At 73.3% G+C, this 20,659-nt stretch carries 16 protein-coding genes; 9 read left to right on the forward strand and 7 right to left on the reverse strand.

Annotation, left to right across the window (positions count from 1 at the left end):
- Positions 1-715: 715 nt before the first annotated feature.
- A complete protein-coding gene (locus ACFFHU_RS15765) occupies positions 716-1,687 on the forward strand; it encodes a hypothetical protein (RefSeq protein WP_377339500.1) in 972 nt (323 codons plus the stop codon).
- Positions 1,688-2,069: 382 nt separating this feature from the next.
- Positions 2,070-3,911 carry a glycoside hydrolase family 6 protein gene (locus ACFFHU_RS15770; protein ID WP_377339501.1) on the forward strand — a complete coding sequence of 614 codons (1,842 nt, stop codon included), beginning with the start codon at positions 2,070-2,072 and terminating at the stop codon, positions 3,909-3,911.
- A gap of 101 nt (positions 3,912-4,012) precedes the next feature.
- On the opposite strand, the gene ACFFHU_RS15775 is transcribed toward ACFFHU_RS15770, so the two are convergent.
- The 5 genes from ACFFHU_RS15775 to ACFFHU_RS15795 form a co-directional block, all read right to left on the reverse strand.
- A complete protein-coding gene (locus ACFFHU_RS15775) occupies positions 4,013-4,372 on the reverse strand; it encodes a hypothetical protein (RefSeq protein ID WP_377339503.1) in 360 nt (119 codons plus the stop codon).
- Between the two features lie 107 nt (positions 4,373-4,479).
- Positions 4,480-4,800, reverse strand: a complete 321-nt coding sequence (locus ACFFHU_RS15780; protein WP_377339505.1) for a hypothetical protein — start codon at positions 4,798-4,800, stop codon at positions 4,480-4,482.
- A 13-nt stretch (positions 4,801-4,813) separates the two neighbouring features.
- Positions 4,814-6,472, reverse strand: coding sequence for a sodium:solute symporter family protein (locus ACFFHU_RS15785; protein ID WP_377339507.1), 1,659 nt, complete (start codon positions 6,470-6,472; stop codon positions 4,814-4,816).
- Between the two features lie 152 nt (positions 6,473-6,624).
- A complete protein-coding gene (locus ACFFHU_RS15790; protein ID WP_377339509.1) occupies positions 6,625-8,163 on the reverse strand; it encodes a hypothetical protein in 1,539 nt (512 codons plus the stop codon).
- Between the two features lie 12 nt (positions 8,164-8,175).
- Positions 8,176-8,769 (reverse strand): hypothetical protein, encoded by a 594-nt coding sequence (locus ACFFHU_RS15795; protein ID WP_377339511.1) that lies wholly within the window; start codon positions 8,767-8,769, stop codon positions 8,176-8,178.
- Between the two features lie 244 nt (positions 8,770-9,013).
- On the opposite strand from ACFFHU_RS15795, the gene ACFFHU_RS15800 reads away from it, so the two are divergent.
- From ACFFHU_RS15800 to ACFFHU_RS15815, 4 genes are all read left to right on the forward strand, one after another.
- Positions 9,014-9,616: a GTP-binding protein gene (locus ACFFHU_RS15800; protein ID WP_377339513.1), complete on the forward strand. Its 603-nt coding sequence runs from the start codon at positions 9,014-9,016 to the stop codon at positions 9,614-9,616.
- Between the two features lie 152 nt (positions 9,617-9,768).
- Complete coding sequence (locus tag ACFFHU_RS15805; protein WP_377339515.1) at positions 9,769-10,797, forward strand: lactonase family protein; 1,029 nt, start codon at positions 9,769-9,771, stop codon at positions 10,795-10,797.
- Positions 10,798-10,988: 191 nt separating this feature from the next.
- On the forward strand, positions 10,989-12,740 hold the full coding sequence (locus tag ACFFHU_RS15810) for a VWA domain-containing protein (RefSeq protein WP_377339517.1): 1,752 nt from the start codon (positions 10,989-10,991) through the stop codon (positions 12,738-12,740).
- Between the two features lie 439 nt (positions 12,741-13,179).
- Entirely contained in the window at positions 13,180-14,664 is a 1,485-nt protein-coding gene (locus ACFFHU_RS15815; protein ID WP_377339520.1) for a sugar transferase, read from the forward strand.
- A 10-nt stretch (positions 14,665-14,674) separates the two neighbouring features.
- On the opposite strand, the gene ACFFHU_RS15820 is transcribed toward ACFFHU_RS15815, so the two are convergent.
- Positions 14,675-15,838 carry a PP2C family protein-serine/threonine phosphatase gene (locus ACFFHU_RS15820; RefSeq protein WP_377339522.1) on the reverse strand — a complete coding sequence of 388 codons (1,164 nt, stop codon included), beginning with the start codon at positions 15,836-15,838 and terminating at the stop codon, positions 14,675-14,677.
- Positions 15,839-15,875: 37 nt separating this feature from the next.
- Here ACFFHU_RS15820 and ACFFHU_RS15825 point away from each other — a divergent pair, with 37 nt between their 5' ends.
- Positions 15,876-16,496, forward strand: a complete 621-nt coding sequence (locus tag ACFFHU_RS15825) for a MarR family winged helix-turn-helix transcriptional regulator (RefSeq protein ID WP_377339524.1) — start codon at positions 15,876-15,878, stop codon at positions 16,494-16,496.
- A gap of 101 nt (positions 16,497-16,597) precedes the next feature.
- Here the strand turns inward: ACFFHU_RS15825 and ACFFHU_RS15830 are convergent, their stop codons facing one another.
- Entirely contained in the window at positions 16,598-17,821 is a 1,224-nt protein-coding gene (locus tag ACFFHU_RS15830; RefSeq protein WP_377339527.1) for an ROK family protein, read from the reverse strand.
- Between the two features lie 78 nt (positions 17,822-17,899).
- On the opposite strand from ACFFHU_RS15830, the gene xylA reads away from it, so the two are divergent.
- Both xylA and ACFFHU_RS15840 read left to right on the forward strand, forming a co-directional pair.
- The gene (xylA, locus tag ACFFHU_RS15835; protein ID WP_377339528.1) at positions 17,900-19,075 is read left to right on the forward strand and encodes a xylose isomerase; all 1,176 of its coding nucleotides are present in this window, start codon (positions 17,900-17,902) and stop codon (positions 19,073-19,075) included.
- A gap of 44 nt (positions 19,076-19,119) precedes the next feature.
- Positions 19,120-20,589: a xylulokinase gene (locus ACFFHU_RS15840; protein WP_377339531.1), complete on the forward strand. Its 1,470-nt coding sequence runs from the start codon at positions 19,120-19,122 to the stop codon at positions 20,587-20,589.
- The last annotated feature ends 70 nt before the right edge of the window (positions 20,590-20,659 follow it).

The following is a 20,659-nucleotide window of genomic DNA, read 5'->3' on the forward strand; positions in this document are numbered from 1 at the left end:
GCGGCGAACATCACCAACCTGTCCGGATGCGCCCATGCCGGTGGCCGGTACGGGTTTCCGTGCCGGCCCCGCCCCGCGCTGGCGGGCATTCTGCCGGGTCACGTCTTTGACGTGACCTGACTCACCTTCCCTGGGCTGCCGGTGCTCCGGCGACCGCCGGAACGGTGACCAAGGCCGGCCACGCTGGCGCCGTTTGGCCTGATTCGCCAATTAGTTTCGCTAACCACCCGCACACCGTGAGCCGCGAGGTATCGACCGATCTGGCGGGCAGATCGACGCCGACCGCCCTATGCGGAATGGACTAGCTGGTCAGGCGATCGCGAGTGAAACGTCACCGGCCGGGGACAGCCGAGCGCCGGCGCGTCGTTTCTGACGGTTGTGGTAGTGACCGGGGCAACCTCGGCAGCCCCACGGGTCGCTCAACCCGCGGGCGCATCAGGCGGCGCGATCCGAATGGTTCGGACGGCTGCGGTCAGGGCGGCCCAGGGAGACCGGACAGGCTGATCGCTGGCTCAGACCGGACGCATCGGCCTGATGGGGGAGGAGCCGGCGCGCGGCCGACGGGCGCGGGCCGAGGCGGCGACGGCGAGCGGCCGCGGGGGTCTGCTCGCCGACGGCCGCCGAGGAGGGGACGGTCGCCCGACAGATCTGGAATGTCGGATAAGGCCGGTCGGTTGGACCGAGGCGTATGCCCCCCGACCGAAAGGACCCCATCGTGAAGGCCCCCTTCCGCCGATGGCTTCCGGCCATCGCGCATACCCCTGCTCGGCTCGTCCGATCCGCCTCCGGGCGGGTGCGGCCGCCGGCCCTGCGGATGTCGGCGGCCGTCCGCTCGGAGCCGCTGCCGCGAACGGCCGCCATGGCCTTCCGCCCGGCAGCCGTGGCGGCCGTCCGGCCGGCGCGGGCGATCGCGCGGTACCCGGTGCCGAACCGAGCCATCCTGGTGGCCACCGGCCTCACCGCCGCGGCGGCCCTGGCCGGGCACCCGGTCGTCGACGCGCAGACCGCCGGCTCCACTCCGGTACGCCCGGCCGCTGTGGCCGATTCGGCGACGGCCACCGCGGCGCCCGGCACCGGCTCGTCGTCGCCGGCCGGCGACGCCGGCGTGGCCAGCGCGGGCGGCGTGGCCGGCGCGGGCGGCGGGGCCGGCGCCGGCAAGCCGGCCGCGGAGAAGTCGGCCACCGACGGGACCGCCGCCGGCAGGACCGGCGCCGGCAAGGCCGGCCAGCCCGCCGCCGTACCGTCGATGCAGACCCTGGTTCCGTTCGGCACCCAGGGCCCGCAGTCGTACATCTCGCTGACCCCGGCGCAGACCGAGAACGCCCGGACCATCGTCCGGACCGCGCGCCAGCTGGGCCTGCCGGACCGGGCGGCCGTGATCGCGGTGGCCACCTCGCTGCAGGAGTCCAAGCTGGACAACCTCGGGCATCTCGGTTACGCCAACGACCACGACTCGCTGGGCCTGTTCCAGCAGCGCCCGTCGGCCGGTTGGGGCAGCCCGGATCAGGTGACCGACCCGCGCTACGCCGCGACCGCGTTCTACAACGGCCTGCGGAACGTGCCCGACTGGCAGGATCTGCCGCTGACCGACGCCGCGCAGCGGGTGCAGGTGTCGGCCTTCCCGTACGCGTACGCGCAATGGGAGCAGCAGGCCGCGGACATCGTCCGGGACGTCTGGGGCAGGTGATCGAAGGCACGACCGGTGGCCGCCGTCAGGCGGCCGCCGGGTTCCATCCGGAGTCCGGGTCCGCGAGCGCGGGCCCGGACTTCGTCCTTCCCGCGTACGGCGGGTGGCGGATAAAATCGGCGTGCGTCGTTGTCATGGAAGCGCTCCCATGCAAGAATTCCACCAGTCCCCGCGCTTTCCCGGGGGCGGGCAGGACCCACGCCGAGGGCAGCCGTAGCACACGGTAGGTGGCGGGTTCGGGCCCCGGGCGCCATGCGCGCCCACATCACGCCCGTCCGGGTCGGGCGAGACACATCCCCTCGTGGCGTCCCCGTGGCCCGATCCCGCGGACCGGACGCCGTGCCGGGCCTCGGCCCGGGCTGGCCCAAGGAGATCCGTGGAAATGAACGCTTGGAACAGGCTCACCGGCCGGCGCAAGGGCGCCGTGCTGGCGAGCGTCGGCGCGCTGGTCGCCGGCGGCATGGTGGCCCTACCGGCCACCATGGCGCAGGCAGCGACCGGCTGCGACGTTCAATACACCACCAGTGACTGGCCGGGCGGGTTCACCGCCAACATCACGATCAAGAACCTCGGCGACGCGCTGAGCAGCTGGAACCTCAAGTGGACCTTCCCGAATTCCAGCCAGAAGGTGCAGAACGGCTGGTCGGCCACGTACACCCAGAGCGGGCAGCAGGTGACGGCGGCGAGCCTGTCGTACAACGGCTCGCTCGGCACCGGGGCGTCGACCACGATCGGCTTCAACGGCGCCTGGAGCGGCAGCAACCCGAAGCCGACCTCGTTCTCGCTCAACGGCGTCACCTGCACCGGTGGCACCGGCGGCCCGACCGGCGGTCCCACGGGTGGCCCGACCGGCGGCCCCACGGGCGGCCCGACCGGCGGCCCCACGGGCGGCCCGACGGGTGGTCCCACGGGTGGCCCGACCGGCGGCCCCACGGGCGGTCCCACGGGTGGCCCGACCGGCGGTCCGAAGGTGGACAACCCGTACGTGGGCGTCAAGGGCTACGTGAACCCGGAGTGGAAGGCGCACGCGGAGTCGGTCTCCGGCGGCAACCGGGTCTCCAACAACCCGACCGCGGTGTGGATGGACCGGATCGCGGCCATCGCCGGCTCGACGGGCAGCAGCTCCAACGGCTCCATGGGAATGCGTGACCACCTCGACGCGGCACTGGCCCAGGGCGCCGGCTACATCCAGTTCGTCATCTACGACCTGCCCGGCCGGGACTGCTCGGCGCTCGCCTCCAACGGCGAGCTGGGTCCGGACGACCTGCCCCGGTACAAGTCCGAGTACATCGACCCGATCGCGGCGATCCAGGGCGACGCGAAGTACAAGAACATCCGCATCGTCAACATCATCGAGATCGACTCGGTCCCCAACCTGGTGACCAACACCTCGGGCAACGCGGGTGGCACCGCGATGTGCGACACGGTCAAGGCCAACGGCGCGTACATCAACGGTATCGGCTACGCCCTGTCCAAGCTCGGCCCGATCAGCAACGTCTACAACTACATCGACGCCGCGCACCACGGCTGGATCGGCTGGGACAGCAACTTCGGCCCGGTCGCCGACATGCTGAAGACGGCGGCCACGGCCTCCGGCAGCACGGTCAACAACGTCACCGGTTTCATCACGAACACGGCGAACTACTCGGCGCTGCAGGAGCCGTACGTCAAGATCACCGACACGGTGAACGGGACCAGCGTTCGGCAGTCCAAGTGGATCGACTGGAACCAGTACGTCGACGAGCTGTCCTTCGCCCAGGCGTTCCGGCAGAAGCTCGTCTCGATCGGCTTCAACTCGAACATCGGCATGCTGATCGACACCTCGCGCAACGGCTGGGGCGGCACGGCCCGGCCCAAGGGCCCCGGCCCGACCACGAGCGTGGACGCCTACGTGGACGGTGGCCGTATCGATCGCCGGATCCACGCCGGCAACTGGTGCAACCAGGTCGGCGCCGGCCTCGGCGAGCGGCCCACGGCCGCGCCCCAGCCGGGCATCGACGCGTACGTCTGGATCAAGCCGCCGGGTGAGTCGGACGGCTCGAGCAGCCTCATCCCGAACGACGAGGGCAAGGGCTTCGACCGGATGTGCGACCCGACCTACACCGGTAACGCCCGCAACGGCAACAACCTGACCGGGGCCATGGCCAACGCGCCCATCTCGGGCGCCTGGTTCCCGGCGCAGTTCCAGCAGCTCATGCAGAACGCGTACCCGCCGCTCTCCTGAGCCATCCGGTTCGCCGGGCGCCAATCCTCCGGCGCGGCGCCCGGCGAACACAAGGGGGCGCGACCGCACCAGCGGTCGCGCCCCCTTCGTCTGTCACCCGGCTACGGCACCGTGCGCTCGACGGCGGCCGGGCCGTCCTCGTCCAGTTCGCGCTGCGCCCGCGCCACGTTCTCCGGCGTCGGGTCCCGGCCCTCCGCCTTGGCCAGGTCCTCGGCCTCCCACGGCTGTTCGGCCCCGGTGCGGTAATCGGCCGCGTTGTTCGAGCCGGCGCCGTACGGGTCACCGAGCAGGTCCTCGGTGGGCGGGAAGTCGGCGGCCGGCTGGCCGGGTTCCTGGAAGACCGGCGTGTCGGCGTCCGGCGCCCCGCGCTCGGCGAACTGCGGCACCGTCGTGTCGTCGTCGACGGCCGCGGCCACCGTGGGGTCGTCCTCCACCGGCCGGATGCGCTCCCGATCGGTCATCTCTGTCGCCCTCCGTCCGAGATGTTAAGAAGGGCCCCTTCCTATACCGAAAACGATAAGAAGGGGCCCTTCCTTCTCTCCATCTGGCTACCCCGGCAGGCGCCGGGTCAATCGCCGTCGTGCGGCTCCGGCGCGTCCGTGGGGCGCAGCATCGCCCATCCGAGCATGAACAGGCCGAAGGCCAGCATGATCAGGCCGGCCCACAGGTTGATGTGTACGCCCTGTGCCTTGTCGATCTCGGCCTTGCTGTCGAACAGGCCCATCAGGGTGACGATCAGCCCGTACAGCGTGAACAGCCCACCGATCACTCGGCGGACGTCGAACAGGCGCGCGGCGGCCGACCGCTTCTCCTCCTGCTCGGTCTCCTCGACCAGCGCGTCGTCCGGGCCCCCCGCGGCGCCGGAAGCACGTTCGGTGTTGTCGTCCATGACGCGTGACCTCCTAGAAGACCGGGATGTAGAAGAGCAGGGCCAGGACCACGGCGATCGTGCCCAGCAGCACCGGGTTGCGGTACCAGACCCGGTCGCCGACCAGCGTGTCGCCGTGCAGGTCCACGCCGCCCAGCCCGGACACCAGGCCGCGCAGGTCGCTCTCCGGCTTGGGGCTGGTCATCGGGGTGACGATCGCGGCCACGATGAGCACCAGGACGAACGCGATGCCCGCGCCCCAGAAGCTTTCCTCCAGGTCGGAGTTGAAGTGAATGGCGCCGCCCTTGTAGAGCAGGTACGTGGCCAGCGCGCCCAGCGTGCCGACCAGCAGCGACCAGAAGCCGGCCCAGGCGGTCATTCGCTTCCAGAACATGCCGACGATGAACGTGCCGAACAGCGGCGCGTTGAACAGCGAGAACAGGGCCTGGATGTAGTTCATGATGTTGCTGAACCCGGCCGCGATGAACGCCGTGCCGATGCCGATCACCACGCCGACGATGGTGGCGACCCGGCCCACCTTGAGGTAGTAGTCGTCGGAGCGGTCCTTGCGCAGGTACGCCTGCACGATGTCGTAGCTGACCACGGTGTTGAAGCCGCTCACGTTGGCCGCCATGCCGGCCATGAACGAGGCCACCAGGCCGGTGACCGCGATCCCCAGCACCCCGTTGGGCAGCAGGTCCCGCATCAGCAGCGGGATGGCGTTGTTGTAGACCAGGTCGCCCTTGTCGGCGCCCAGGCCCTTGACGGTGACCAGCGCGACCAGGCCGGGGATCACCGTCACCAGCGGGATCAGCAGCTTCGGGTACGCGCCGATGATCGGGGTACGCCGCGCGGCGCTCATGTTCCGGGCCGACAGCGCGCGCTGCACCTCGGCGAAGTTCGTGGTCCAGTAGCCGAACGAGAGCACGAAGCCGAGGCCGAAGACGATGCCCCACCACTGGGCGCCGAGCGGGTTGTTCGTACCACCCGTGTCGGCCCAGGCGTGCAGGCCGGCCTCGCCGAGCTTGCTGTCCCGGACCTTGTCGATCAGGCCGTTGACCCCGCCCACCTTCACCAGGCCGATCACGGTGATCGGGATGAGGCCGGCCAGGATCACGAAGAACTGCAGCACCTCGTTGTAGATGGCCCCGGACAGGCCGCCGAGCAGGATGTACCCGAGCACGATGGCCGCGCCCACGATGATGGCCACCCAGAGCGGCCAGCCGAGCAGCGCCTGCATGATCAGCGCCAGCGCGTACAGGTTCACTCCGGCGATGAGGACCTGGGCCACGGCGAAGGTGATGGCGTTGAGCAGGTGGGTCGGCTTGTTGAAGCGCAACCGCAGGTACTCCGGGACGCTGCGTACCTTGGAGCCGTAGTAGAACGGCATCATCACGATGCCCAGGAACACCATGGCCGGCACGGCGCCGATCCAGTAGTAGTGCACGGTCATGACGCCGTACTGGGCGCCGTTGGCGGCCATGCCGATGATCTCCAGCGCCCCGAGGTTGGCCGAGACGAAGGCGAGACCGGTCACCCAGGCGGGCAGGGAACGACCGGACAGGAAGAAGTCCACGCTGCTGCGGATCGCCCGGCGCGCCGCGAACCCGACACCCAGGACGGTGACGAAGTAGAGCGCCAGCAGGACGTAGTCCAGCACATTCATGTCGAGTCTCAGGCCGCCGCCATCCACGCCGTCACCTTCAATCCATCTTGGTAGATCGCTTGAAACCGCGTGCCGGCTACTACCCCGGTGGTGAGAACTTCACTCCCGGGTACGGGGGGACAAAACGGGCCCCGGCGTCCACCGAAGCGGACACCGGGGCCCTTTCCCGGCGCATATTCTCAGAGGTCGACCACCCGGTCCAGGAAGTCCCGGTACCGGCGGACCAGCACCCGCAACTGCTCGGTGTCGTGCGAGTCGCCCTGCCGCCAGCTGCTCAGCTCGTCCTTCTGGCTGGCCAGCGCGGCGGCCAGCGCCTCGATGGCCTCCTCGACCAGGCCCTGCGCGTCGCCCACGGCCGACTTCGGGTCATCGACGAACCGCAGCTGAACGTCGCGCCAGCGGTTGCGGAAGTCGGTGGCCCGGTCCGCGCCGAAGAGCGCGGTCACCGGCTCGGTCGGCACGGCGCCGGGCAGCAGCCCGCTGTCCGTACCCACCCCGCCGGCGGGCGTCGAAGCCACCCGGTCCGCCGCGTCCGGCTCGCCGGCCTCGTGCCGACCGGCCGCCAGCGCGCCCGCGCCGGCCGCCCCCGCCGCCGCGCCGGCCAGCCCGGCGGCGCCCAGGCCGGCGCCGTCCGACCCGGTGGTGTCGGCGGTGTCGACCGGCTCGCCGGTCCCGGTGCCCGTGGGGCCGAGCCAGTCCTCCCGGTCGTCGCCACCCCGGTCGGCGAAACCGCGGTCCTCGTCGGTCAGGCCGTCGCCGGTCAGGCCGTCGCCGGTCAGGCTGTCGTCGGTCAGGCCGTCGTCGGTCAGGCCGTCGTCGTACCGGCCCGTGGTCTCGGCGCGGTCGGGGACGCCGTCGCCATCCCGGTCTGCCGGGTCGACCGCCAGACCGTCGCCGGCCAGCGCGCCGTCGGCGGTCCGGTCGGCGTCGACCTCGTCCACGTCGTGCTCGGTGGGCCGACCCTCGCCGGCCATCGCGGACGCGGCCACCGCGCCGCCGGGCGTACCGGCGCCAAAGGCCGTGGGCTGCGGCGCCGGGTCGGCGAACACCGTCCGGTCCGGGTCCTGCTCGCCGCGGTCCCAGCCGTCCCGGTCCTGCTCGTCGGTCGCGGCGGGGCCGTCCAGGGGCGCGTCGACGGCGGTCTCCGCGGTCCGGTCGCCCGGTACCGGGTCGTCGTCGAGCGGGTCGTTGTCCCGGGCCTCGTCGAGCCGGTCGTCGAGGTGCGCCCCGGGGTTCGTGTCGGTCCGGTCCGCGCCGAACCGGTCCTCGTCGGCCCGGTCCTCGTCGGCCAGGTCGGTATCGGCCCGGTCCTCGTCGGCCAGGTCGGCATCGGCCCGGTTCTCGTCGGCCAGGTCGGCGTCGGCCCGGTCCTCGTCGGTGCGGTCGGCGTCGGTGCCGTCGGACAGCACCGGGTCGTCGAAGGAGCCGCGGTCGGTGAGCGTGTCGTCCGGCCCAGTCACCGTGTCGGTCCGGTCGCCGTCCGCGTCGTCGGTCCGGTCGCCGTCCGTGCCGTCGGCCCGGTGGGCGTCCGTGCCGTCGGCCAGCACCGGGTCGTGGTCGAAGGAGCCCCGGTCCGGCCCGGCGGTCGCGTCGGCATCGGTGCGGTCGGAGTCGAGCCCGTCGGGTCCGTCCGGGTCACGGTCGGGCGGCGGTACGGGTACGGGGTCGGACTTCACCACGTCGGGGTGCTCGTCGTTGATCTGGTCGTGGTGGCGCATGCTGCTGGCCTCCTACCGGCTCGGTGCGTCCTGCGGGGTGTCCGGACGGGTGTCATCTGATCGGTTCTGCGGTACGGGGTCCGCGCCGAGCAGGTCGGCGAAGAGCGCCCGGTAGTGGACGACGGCCTGGCGCAGCTGTTCGGTGCTGGCCTCGCCCCGGGCGTTGGCAAGGTTGATCTCGTGGGCGTCGCGGTAGTTGGTCAGGGTGCGGGCGTGCTCGACGGACAGGTGCGCCAGCTGGTCCTCGTAGTTCTCGGTGGGATAGCCGCGCTCGGCCACCAGGCGTGTCACCAGTTCGTCGGCGGCGCCGACGGCCTCGCTCGGCTCGTCGACGAAGCGCGCCTGGATCTCCTCCCAGGCGCTGGCGTAACGCTCCCGGGACTCCTCGCTCAGCGGGTTGAGGGTGAGTTCGGCGTGCCGACGCTCCCGCTCCCGCAGCTCGCGCTCCGCGGCCGACCTGCTGTCCTGCTCGGCCACCACCCGGTCGTACTCCGGGCCGAACCGGTTGCGCAGCGCGCGCCGCCGGCCGGCCACCACCACGACGCCGACCAGAACCGCGAGGACGACAACGATGACGACAATGACGAGTATCGACGTGGAAGACATGGCTCCTCCTTCTGCGGAACCGGTATTCCCGCCCGACCGTGATCCCCAATCCCGATCCGGGACACTTTCCCGCCCGTCGTGAACCCGATCCGCGTGGGCGCCTCGGCCGCGCGGCCGCGCCGTACGGGTGGAATCCGCCATCGACGCCGGTGGCGACCCGTTTGCGCCGTCTCGGCGAGCCCGAATACCCCTGGGCGGTACGAGCCGCATATCCTGTGCGTCAGCCGAACGAGGTTGGTGATCGATGGACGCCCTGGACCCCGCGGACCGCGTGACCGTGCGCCCGCTGCCGGTCGCGTTGAAGATCCTCATCGCCGGTGGGTTCGGGGTCGGCAAGACCACCCTGGTGGGCGCGGTCAGCGAGATCAGGCCGCTGCACACGGAGGAGGTGCTGACCAGCCTGGGCGCCGGCACCGACGATCTGACCGGGGTGGAGGCCAAGACCACCACCACGGTGGCCATGGACTTCGGCCGGATCACCATCAACGAGCAGCTGCAGATCTATCTGTTCGGTACGCCGGGGCAGGCCCGGTTCTGGTTCCTCTGGGATGAGCTGGCGTACGGCGCCCTCGGCGCCGTCGTGCTGGCCGACACCCGCCGGCTGGCCGACTGCTTCCCGTCGATCGACTACTTCGAGGAGCGCGGCATCCCGTTCGTCGTCGGGGTGAACACCTTCGACGGCGTGCCGCGGTTCGGCGTGGCCGCGGTGCGCGAGGCGCTCGACCTGGGCCCAGAGGTGCCGGTGCTGCGCTGCGACGCCCGCAACCGGCAGTCCGGGCGCGATCTGCTGGTCGCCCTGGTCGAGCACGTGGCGCAGCGGCGCGCCGAGCTGGTGGCGGCCCGGTAGCGTCGCGGTGGGCCGAGCTGAATGGCGGCCCGGTGGCGCCGCGGTGGGCCGAGCTGGGGGCCGGTCTGGTGGCCTAGCGCACCGCGTGACGTGCGCCCCGGGTCCTCGGGTGATTTGATCGGTGGATCGGCACCTGGGGGAACGGAGTTCCGGTGACCAACGAGGGCGACATCGCGTTCATCGGTTGTTACACCGCGGAGAGCGGCGGTCGGGGTGAGGGTGTGCTGGCGGTCCGGCGCGATCCGCGTACCGGCGCCCTCGATCCGCTCGGCACGGTCGCGGTGACCCCGTCGCCGTCGTTCCTGGCCCGACATCCCACGCTGCCGGTGCTGTACGCGGTGAACGAGTTGGCCGAGGGCACGGTCAGCGCCTGGCGGATCGGCGATCGGGGCCGGCTCACCGAGCTGGGCGTGCGGTCCACCGGCGGGGACAGCCCGTGTCACCTGGCGGTGGCGCCGGACGGCCGGCACCTCTTCGCGGCCAACTACGGCAGCGGCAGCCTCGCCGTCCATCCGCTGGACGACGCCGGCGTGCCGGGGGAGCGCAGCGATCTGCTGGCGCACTCCGGCCACGGTCTCGACCCGGACCGGCAGGAGGGACCCCACGTGCACATGGTGGTCCCGGACGGCGCCGCGCTGTACGCGGTCGACCTGGGCACCGACGCGGTGTACCGGTACGAGCTGGACCACGGCGCGGGGCGGCTGCTGCCCCGGGGTCGTACCCAGCTGCGCCCGGGCACCGGTCCGCGGCACCTGGCCCGGCAGCCCGGCGGGCGCCGGTGGTACCTGAGCGGGGAGTTGGACGCCAGCGTGACGGTGCTGGAGGCCGACGAGGCCGGTCGGCTGCGGGTCCGCGAGCGGGTGGCCGCGAGCGACCGGAGCGGGCACGTCCAACCGGCGGAGATCGCGGTGGCGGCGGACGGGGCACAGCTGTACGTCTCCAACCGCGGCGTGGGCACCCTCGCGGTCTTCGACCTGCGGGTGGGCGCGCCGCCGGAGTACCGTGCGGAGGTCGACACCGGAGGCACCTGGCCGCGGCACTTCGCCCTGGCGGACGGGCACCTGTACGTCGCGGACGAGCGGGCGCACCGGGTGAGCCGCTGGTCGCTCCCGGGCGATGGAGTGCCGGTCCCGGCCGGCGAGCCGCTGGAGACCGGCAGCCCCACTTGTGTACTTCCTTAATTTTAAGCTAAGCGATGTGACGTTAAACACCGGAGGTAATCCGGCGGAACGGTCATTGCTGGCGAATCGTCAAACGGACAGTCAGGGCGTAAGTACGTCCGGTGAAGATTTGGGCCTCAACAGTTTCTAGCCAGTAACTATGGTCCGAACGTACGTGGCAGGCGGGCAGTGAAGTCCGCAGAATCGTGTCCGTGTCAGGCCGCCATCGCAATCATGGACGTATCAGTGGGGCAGCGCTCGCCGGGGCGGCAGCGCTGGTCCTCGTGGTGGCCGGGGCATGGTTCGGCTATCAGCGCCTCGCCCAGCCAGCCTGTTCCGGTCAGCTCACCCTGAAGGTCGCCGCCACCCCCGAGGTCGCCCCCGCCGTGCAGGCCGTGGCGGACCAGTGGTCCAAGGACGGCGCCGCGGTCGAGGGTGTCTGCGTGGGAGTGCAGGTGGACGCCGCCCAGCCGGTGGACGTGGCCGCGGCCGTGGCCGGCCAGCACAACGTCAGCCTCCCCGGCGTGGGCCAGGCCAGCGGCGCCGACGTGCCGCCGGACGTCTGGATCCCGGACTCGTCCACCTGGCTGCTGCGGCTGCAGAGCGTGGCCTCCGGCTTCGAGCCGACCAACCGGGCGTCGATCGCCCGCAGTCCCGTCGTGGTGGCCATGCCCGAGCCGGTGGCCGCCAAGGTCGGCTGGCCGGGCAAGCAGCTGACCTGGACCAGCCTGCTCAATCAGGTCACCAGCGGCGCCGGACTGCGGACCGGCATAGTGGAACCCACCCGGGACGCGGCCGGCCTCTCCGGGCTGCTCTCCCTGGGTCAGGCCGCGAACAGCAGCGCCGACGCGCAGAAGAGCGGCACCAAGGCCATGCGCGCCCTGGCCACCGGCCGTTCCCAGCTGCGCGACGACCTGCTGGCCCGGTTCCCCCGCTCGGCGGAGCCGGCGGCCATCGCGGCGTCGCTCTCGGCCGCCTCGCTCTCCGAAGAGGACGTGATCGCGTACAACGCGAAGAAGCCGCCGATCCGGCTGGCGGCCATCTATCCGGAGCCGGCGCCGCTGTCGCTGGACTACCCGTACGCGGTGATGCCGGCCATCCAGGCGGCGCAGGGCAAGGCCGCGCAGGGGCTGTTCAAGGTGCTCGGCACCGACAGCTTCCGGAGCCGGCTGGGCGCGCAGGGGTTGCGGGCGCCGGACGGCACCTTCACCCCCGGTTTCGCCGCCCCGCAGGGCGCGCCGAGCCCGGCCGGCACGAACCCCGCGGCCTCGGCGCCGACCTCGGGCGGCACGGCCGCGGCCGGGCTGGACCCGGTGGTGGTGGACCGGATGCTGTCCAGCTGGTCGATCTCCACCCAGCCGGGCCGGCTGCTGTCGGTCATCGACGTCTCCGGCTCGATGAAGGCCGACGTGCCGGGCACCAGCCTCAACCGGGAACAGGTGACGGTGCAGACGGCCGCGCGCGGGCTGGCGCTGTTCGACGACACCTGGGAGGTCGGCCTGTGGACGTTCTCCACCAAGCTGGTCGGCAAGCAGCCGTGGCGTCAGGTGGTCGGGATCGGCCCGCTGAGCGCGCAGCGGGACGTGCTGCAGCAGGGGCTGGCCAGCATCCAGCCGAGCTCCGGTGACACCGGCCTCTACGACACCACCCTGGCGGCGTACAAGACCGTGCAGGAGGGCTGGCAGCCCGGTCGGGTGAACTCGGTCGTGCTGTTCACCGACGGCAAGAACGAGAACCCGGGCGGCATCACCCAGTCGCGGCTGCTCGCGGAGCTCAAGCGGATCCGCGACCCCGAGCGGCCGATCCAGCTGATCATGATCGGCATCGGCGACGAGGTCAACCAGGCCGAGTTGGCGTCCATCGTCAAGGTGAGCGGGGGTCTCTCCTTCGTCACCAAGGACCCGTCGAAGATCGGTGACATCTTCCTGAAGGCCGTCGCGGCCCGCCCGCCGTCGACCCGGTAGCGCCATCGCCTCCGGCCGACCCGTCGCCTCGGCGACGGGTCGGCCGTTGTGCTTTCCGGGGCCGCCGCGCGCGGTCCGTCGGCGCCGCATGGACCGACCCAGGCATACCGGCCTCGGCGCCGACCGGGCCGACCGGGCGCGCCTGCCGGGACGCTCGGGCGGCCGGGCGCGACGGCCGTCCACGGTGTCCGGCCGGCCGGCCTCGGCGACCGGTACGGCCGGCGACGCGAAGCGCAAGACGATGACATTAATCCGTCGGAGGGCTGTCCTCGGGGTATCGATCGGTCAAACTGGCTTGCGAGCCTGACGGTGAACCAGGCTGGCCGCCCGGGGCTCGCCCCAGCCCGGGGCAATGGTTCACGAACGGCTTTCAGGTCCGGGCGCGTGGTGGGCTGGCAGGCGCCCGGACTGGTCCCCAGGGGAGCAGGGGAGGCGTCGGGTGAGCTCAGCGACCGTGCTGAATCCCGTACCGATCCGTCCGGACGCCGGACCGGATCGTGGCGAGGGCGGCCGACGGGTGCGCAAGCGCGCCTATCTGCGCGCCGTCGTTCTGGTCGACACCGGCATCATCGGGCTGGCCATGCTGGGCGGCTTCGTGACCCGGTTTCGGGGCACCGAGGCGCGCGGCTCCGACGTCCCGTACGCGCTGCTGGCGCCCGCCCTGATGGCGGTCTGGCTGATCTCGCTGCGGCTCCAGCGCTGCTACGACGACCGGGTGGTGGGCTACGGGGCCGACGAGTACCGCCGGGTGGTCTCGGCCACCCTCCGGCTGGCCGGCGCGATCGCCATCACCGGCTACATCGCGAACGTGGGCGTGTCCCGCGGCTTCCTCGGCATCACCTTCATCGTGGGCACGGTGGCGCTGGTGGCCGGCCGGTTCGGCGCGCGGAAGGTGCTGCACCGGGCCCGGCTGCGGGGGATCGGCTGGTCCCGGCGGGTGCTGGTGGTCGGCGACGCCGCACACATCCTCGAGCTGGTCGGGACGCTGCGCCGCGAGCCGTACGCCGGCTACGAGGTGGTCGGGGCGTGCATCCCGGACGCCCTGCTGGCCCCCGTCCCGCAGCGGCTGGGCGACGTCCCGGTGATCGGCTCGTTCCGGTCCATCCTGGAGGCGGCCGCCGGGGTGGACGCGGACACGGTGGCGGTCACCGCGTCCAAGGAGTTGACCGCCACCCGGCTGCGCCGGCTCGGCTGGCAGCTGGAGGGCACCGGGATCGACCTGGTCGTGGCGCCCACCCTGACCGACGTGGCGGGGCCGCGGATCCACACCACCCCGGTGGCCGGGCTGCCGCTCATCCACGTCGAGGCGCCGGAGTTCCGGGGCGCCCGCAAGATCGTGAAGGAGCTGGTGGACCGGACGCTGGCCGCCGCCGCGCTGGTGGCGGCGTTGCCCGTGCTGCTGGTGATCGCGCTCGCCATCAAGATTGACAGCCGGGGCCCCGTGCTCTTCCGGCAGATCCGGGTGGGCATGGACGGGCGGGAGTTCGGCGTCTACAAGTTCCGCACCATGGTGGTGAACGCGGACACGATGCTGGCCGAGCTGGCGGCGCGGAACGAGACCGACGGCCTGCTGTTCAAGATGCGCGACGATCCCCGGGTGACCCGGGTGGGCCGGCTGCTCCGCCGCTGGTCGCTGGACGAGCTGCCCCAGCTCGGCAACGTGCTGCGGGGCCAGATGAGCCTGGTGGGACCGCGCCCGCCGCTGCCCTCCGAGGTTGCCCGGTACGACGGCGATGTGGCCCGGCGGCTGCTCGTGAAGCCCGGCATGACCGGCCTGTGGCAGGTCAGCGGCCGGTCCGACCTGCCCTGGGAGGACGGCATCCGGCTCGATCTCTACTACGTGGAGAACTGGTCGCTGGCCAGCGACCTGACCATCCTGTGGAAGACGGTGGGCGCCGTGCTGGGCAGCCGAGGCGCCTACTGAGCCGGCGAAGCTACCGACCGGCCGCGTCGGGCCGCGCGCCGTGCCACTCCAGGCACACCACCACGGCGTCGTCGACCAGGTCGCTCTCCACGAACGCGCGCAGGTCGGCCAGCAGCGAGCGGACCGCCTGCAGCGGCGCCAGCGAGCCGGAGCGCCGGACGAACCGGTCCAGCGCGCCAGCGCCGTACCGCCCGGCCTCGGCCGCGGCGTCGAACACGCCGTCGCTCACCACGTAGAGCCGTTCCCCCGGCTCCAGCTGGAACCGCTGCGGCCGGTAGATCGAGCCCTCGAACATCCCGAGCGGGAACTGTTCCTCCAACTCCTCCAGCACGACCTCGTCGCCGGCCAGCCGGAGCAGCTGCGGCGAGCCCGCGTCGATGGCGGTCACCGTGCCGGCGGTCAGGTCGAGCTCGAGCAGCAGCGTGCCGAGGTACTGCGCGCCCTGGTGGTAGGAGTAGATCGCCTGGTCGGCCAGGGCCGCCTGGTCGGCCAGGGAGAGCCCGGCGCGCCGGGCGTTGCGCAGCGCGTAGGTGGCCAGCGCCGTGAGGCTGGCCGCCGCGACATTGTCGCCCATGCCGTTGATCACGGACAGCCAGACGCGGTGACCGTCGTCGGACCAGTCGAAGGTGTCCCCGCGCACCGCGTACGCCGGTTCCAGCTGGCCGGCGAGGCCGAACGACGCCCGCTCCCGGCTGCGGCCGGGCAGCAGCTCCCACTGCATCTCGGCGGCCAGGGTCAACCGCCGGCTGCGCGCGGCGAGCGCGTAGCGGTCCGTACCGGCCCGCACGGCGGCCAACTCGTGCGCCAGCATGGTGGCCACCTCGAGAAGTTCCGCCCCGGTCACCCGGGCCGGGTCGACGCCGGTCACCGCCAGCACGCCGATGCGCTCGCCCCGCACGGTCACCGGCAGGTACGTCACGCCGTCGGAGTCGACCAGGTGTTGGTGGTCGAAGCACCGCCAGGCCGGATCCCCGGGGCGGGTCCGGGCGGCCCCGCCGTCCAGCGGTAGCAGCGCGGCCAACCGGTAGTCGACCTGGAACAGCCGCAGCGCCGAGCAGCCGTACACCCGCTGCGCCTCCGCGGCCAACCGCTCGACGAGCCCGTCGGCGGGCGCCTCGAGCAGCGACCTGCGGATCTCGGTCATCCGGTCGGCCATCTGCGTCCTCTCGTCCACCGCTGACCTCCGGCCGGCGGGGTATTGTCGTAGCACCATGATTGAACAGGGCAAACTTGAGGTCGGCGGCGGCCCCGTCCCGGAGGACGGACCGGACACCGTGGCGGCTGCGGCCGCGGCCGTGGATGGCGCCGCCGGGTCGCTGCTGGCGGTCTGGGATCGCGCCCGGGAGCGCACCGTCGGTCAGCTGTCCAGTTCGCAGCTGCGTGCCCTGATCGTGGTGCAGGCAAACGACGGGATCAACCTGCGCGGCCTGGCGCGACACCTGGAAATGCTGCTCTCCTCGGCCAGCCGGCTCGTCGACCGGCTGGTGGCGGCCGGCCTGCTGGACCGGGAGCCCGGCCGGATCGACCGCCGGGAGATCTCCCTGCACCTCAGCCCCGCCGGGCACGCCCTGCTGGCCGGGATCCGGGCTGAGCGCCAGCAGCGGCTGATCGGGGTGCTGAGCGGGATGAGCGTGGCGGGCCGGCAGGCGCTGCTGCGCGGGCTCAGCGAGTTCGACGCGATCGCGCAGGCGGACCAGCCGCCGACGGCCACGATCCGGGCCGGGTCCGTGACCCCGGCCGCGACCTCCGCCGCCGCGTCGGCCGCCCCCACCCCGGCCCGCGCGACCCCGCCCCGGGCGACCCCGACCGCCGGCATGGTCCGCTCGGCCTGAGCCGCCCGCCAGCCGCCGTCACCGCCCGGCCGCTGCCGCCGCCAGCCCGTCGCCGCAGCCGCCAGCCGTGGCCGTCGGGACGCGGCCGCGGGCCGTAGCCCTCAGGCCGCCGCCCGCGCGAGCCAGCGGGCCGGCTGGGCCAGCACCGAACGGACCACCGACCCCGCCGCGCCGATCACCGCGGCGTCCGAGCCGAGCAGCGCGGCGCGGGCCTCCACCGGCGCCCAGCCGGCGGTGACCACCCGGGCCGCGAGCTCGGTGCGCAACGCCGGCAGCAGCCAGGGGGCCAGCCGCGCGTACCCGCCGCCCAGCAGCACCGCGCCCACGTCCAGCAGGTTGACCGCGCCCGACGTGGCCACCCCCAGCGCCCGGCCGGCCCGCTCCAGCGCCGCGAGCGCCGCCGGGTCGCCGGCGCCGGCCAGCTCGGCCAGCCGGTGCGTCGATCCGGGCGGCTGGCCCGCGGCCGCGACGATGGCCTCCTGGCCGGCGTACTGCTCCAGGCACCCGCGGGAGCCGCACCGGCAGGGCCGCCCGGCGGGATCCACCGGCAGGTGACCCAGCTCCCCGCCGAAGCCGCGGGCGCCCCGGTACAGCGCCCCGGCCAGCACGACGCCGGCGCCCACGCCGATCTCGCCGGAGACGTACAGGAAACTGGCCGGCGCGGCCCCGGCGTGCAGCTCGGCCAGCGCGGCCAGGTTGGCCTCGTTGTCCACCGCGAGCCCGGGCACCCGGTCGGCCAGCAACCCCGGGACGTCCACGTCCCGCCAGCCGAGGTTGGGCGCCCACCGCACCAGCCCGGTGGGGTCCACCAGGCCCGGCACCGCGAGGGTGGCGCCGGCGAGGGTCAGGCCGGCCGCCGTGGCGGCCCGCCGCGCCGCGGCGGCGAGCCCGGCCAGCCGGTCCAGTGTCTCCGCCGCGGGTAGCGGGCGCAGGTCCTGGTCGCGTACCTCCCGGTGCCGCACCCGGCCGGTCAGGTCGAGCACGCAGGCGGCCAGGTAGTCGACGTTGATCTCCAGGCCGAGCCCGGCGGCGCCGTCGGGGGCCAGCGTGAGCCCGGCGGCCGGCCGGCCGGCGCCCGCCCGGGGCGCCGGGTCGACCTCGGCGATCAGCCGGCCGCGCAGCAGCTCGTCGGCCAGGGCGGAGACGGTGGCCCGGGTGAGGCCGGTGGCCGCGGCCAGGTCGGCCCGCGACGGCGGCCGGTCCGCGCCGGCTATCCGGCCCAGGACCAGCGCGAGGTTGTGCGCGCGCAGGCCGGCCTGCCGGATGGGTCCGGCGCCGGCGCCGCGGGCGGCCGGGTCCTCGGTGGTACGGGGGGACGCGGGCATGCCTTGACAATGCCACAACGGCGTCGAAATAATTCAGCCGATAAACAAATCGGCCCCGATCGCTGGAGGACATCCGAGATGGCTGCCACGCCCACCCCCGCCGACCGGTTCTCCTTCGGACTCTGGACCGTCGGCTGGCCGGCTCGCGACCCCTTCGGCGACGCCACCCGGGCGCCCCTGGACCCGGTCGAGGCCGTGCACCGGCTGGCCGAGCTGGGCGCGTACGGGATCACGCTGCACGACGACGACCTGATCCCGTTCGGTTCGGACGCCGCCACCCGCGACAAGATCGTGCAGCGGTTCACCGGGGCGCTGGAGTCGACCGGGCTCGTGGTGCCGATGGTCACCACCAACCTGTTCAACCACCCGATCTTCAAGGACGGCGCGTTCACCAGCAACGACCGGGAGGTTCGCCGGTTCGCGCTGCGCAAGGCGCTGCGCAACCTCGACCTCGCCGCCGAGCTGGGCGCCCAGACGTTCGTCATGTGGGGCGGCCGGGAGGGCGCCGAATACGACCTGGCCAAGGACGTGCGGGCGGCGCTGGACCGCTACCGGGAGGCCGTGGACGTGCTGACCCAGTACGTCATCGACCGGGGCTACCAGCTCCGGTTCGCGCTGGAGCCCAAGCCCAACGAGCCGCGCGGCGACATCCTGCTGCCCACCGTGGGGCACGCGCTGGCCTTCATCGGCAGCCTCGCCCATCCCGAGATGGTCGGGCTCAACCCCGAGGTCGGGCACGAGCAGATGGCCGGGCTCAACTTCGCGCACGGCATCGCGCAGGCGCTCTGGCACGGCAAGCTCTTCCACATCGACCTCAACGGGCAGCGCAGCATCAAGTACGACCAGGACCTCGTCTTCGGGCACGGTGACCTGCTCAACGCCTTCGCCCTGGTCGACCTGCTGGAGAACGGCGGCCCGGGCGGCGGCCCGGCCTACGACGGCCCCCGGCACTTCGACTACAAGCCGTCCCGGACCGAGGACATGACCGGGGTGTGGGCGTCGGCCGAGGCGAACATGCGGACGTACCTGCTGCTCAAGGAGCGGGCCGCGGCGTTCCGGGCGGATCCGGAGGTGCAGGCGGCGCTGGCCACCAGTGGGGTGGCCGACCTCGGCCGGTCCACCCTGGACGACGGCGAGACGTACGCGGAACTGCTGGCCGCCCCGGAGCTCGACGTGGACGCGACGGCCGCGCGCGGCTTCGGCTTCGTCCGCCTCAACCAGCTCGCCGTCGAGCACCTGCTCGGCGCCCGCTGACGGTCCGGGTGGCCGGTCCGCGCCGATCGGGAGAGGATCGACGAATGTCGCTGGTGGCCGGGGTCGACTCGTCGACCCAGTCGTGCAAGGTGGTGATCCGGGACGCCGAGACCGGTGAGCTGGTCCGGCAGGGCCGGGCGCCCCACCCGGACGGCACCGAGGTCGACCCGGCCGCCTGGGAGGCGGCGCTGGCCCGGGCGATCGAGCAGGCCGGCGGGCTGGCCGACGTGGCCGCGGCCGCGGTGGCTGGCCAGCAGCACGGCATGGTCTGCCTCGACGACTCCGGCACGGTGGTCCGGCCCGCGCTGCTGTGGAACGACACCCGGTCGGCCGGCGCCGCCGCCGACCTGGTGACCGAGTTCGGCGGGGCCGAGCCCGGCCGGCGGTTCTGGGCCGACGCCGTGGGCAGCGTGCCGGTGGCCAGCTTCACGGTCACCAAGCTGCGCTGGCTGGCCCGGCACGAGCCGGCCGCGGCCGAGCGGGTGGCCGCGGTCTGCCTGCCGCACGACTGGCTCACCTGGCGGCTCGGCCAGGGTCGCGACCTCGCAACGGCGGGTTCCGGCGGTGACCTGGCCGCTTCGGGTTCCGGCGGCGACCTCGCCGCGTTACGCACCGACCGCGGCGACGCCAGCGGCACGGGCTACTGGTCGCCGGCGACCGGCGAATACCGGTTGGATCTGCTGGAGCATGCCTTCGGCCGGACGCCGGCCGTGCCGACCGTCCTCGGCCCGGCGGAGGTGGCCGGCCGGCTGCCGTCCGGGGCGCCGCTGGGCGCCGGCACCGGGGACAACGCGGCCGCCGCCCTCGGGGTCTCCGCCCGGCCCGGCGACGTGATCGTCTCGATCGGCACCTCGGGGGTGGTCTCCAGCGTGGCCGAGGTGCCGGCCGCCGACCCGTCCGGGGCGGTCGCCGGGTTCGCCGACGCCACCGGCCGGTTCCTGCCGCTGGTCTGCACCCTCAACGCGGCCCGGGTGCTGGACGCCGCAGCCGCGATGCTCCGGGTCGGCCTCGACGAGCTGGCCGAGCTGGCGCTGCGCGCTCCGGCCGGCGCCGACGGCCTCGTGCTGGTGCCCTACCTCGAGGGCGAGCGCACCCCGGACCGCCCGCTGGCCACCGGCGCGCTGCACGGGCTCACCCTGCGCACGGCCACCCCGGAGCACCTGGCCCGGGCCGCCGTGGAGGGCATGCTCTGCGCGCTCGCCGACGGGCTGGACGCGCTCGTGGCGCAGGGCGCGCGGGTGCGGCGGGTGCTGCTGGTCGGCGGGGGAGCGCGCTCGGCCGCCGTCCGTCGGATCGCGCCGGCGGTCTTCGGCTGCCCGGTCGTCGTGCCCGAGCCGGGGGAGTACGTGGCCGACGGCGCCGCCCGGCAGGCCGCCTGGGTCGCGCTTGGCGGCGCCGAGCCGCCGACCTGGTCCCTCGCCACCGCGCAGGAGTACGCCGCCGACCCGGTCCCGGCCATCCGCGACCGCTACGCCGACGCCCGCGACCGGATCGTCGAGCGGCTCGCCGGCTGACGCCCTCGGCCGGCGGAATTCCCGCCGGCCGAGATACTGGTCGGGTGTCGGAGAACAGTGGTGGCGGGGA

It is taken from the genome of Plantactinospora siamensis (assembly GCF_042434095.1).
GTDB lineage: Bacteria > Actinomycetota > Actinomycetes > Mycobacteriales > Micromonosporaceae > KBS50.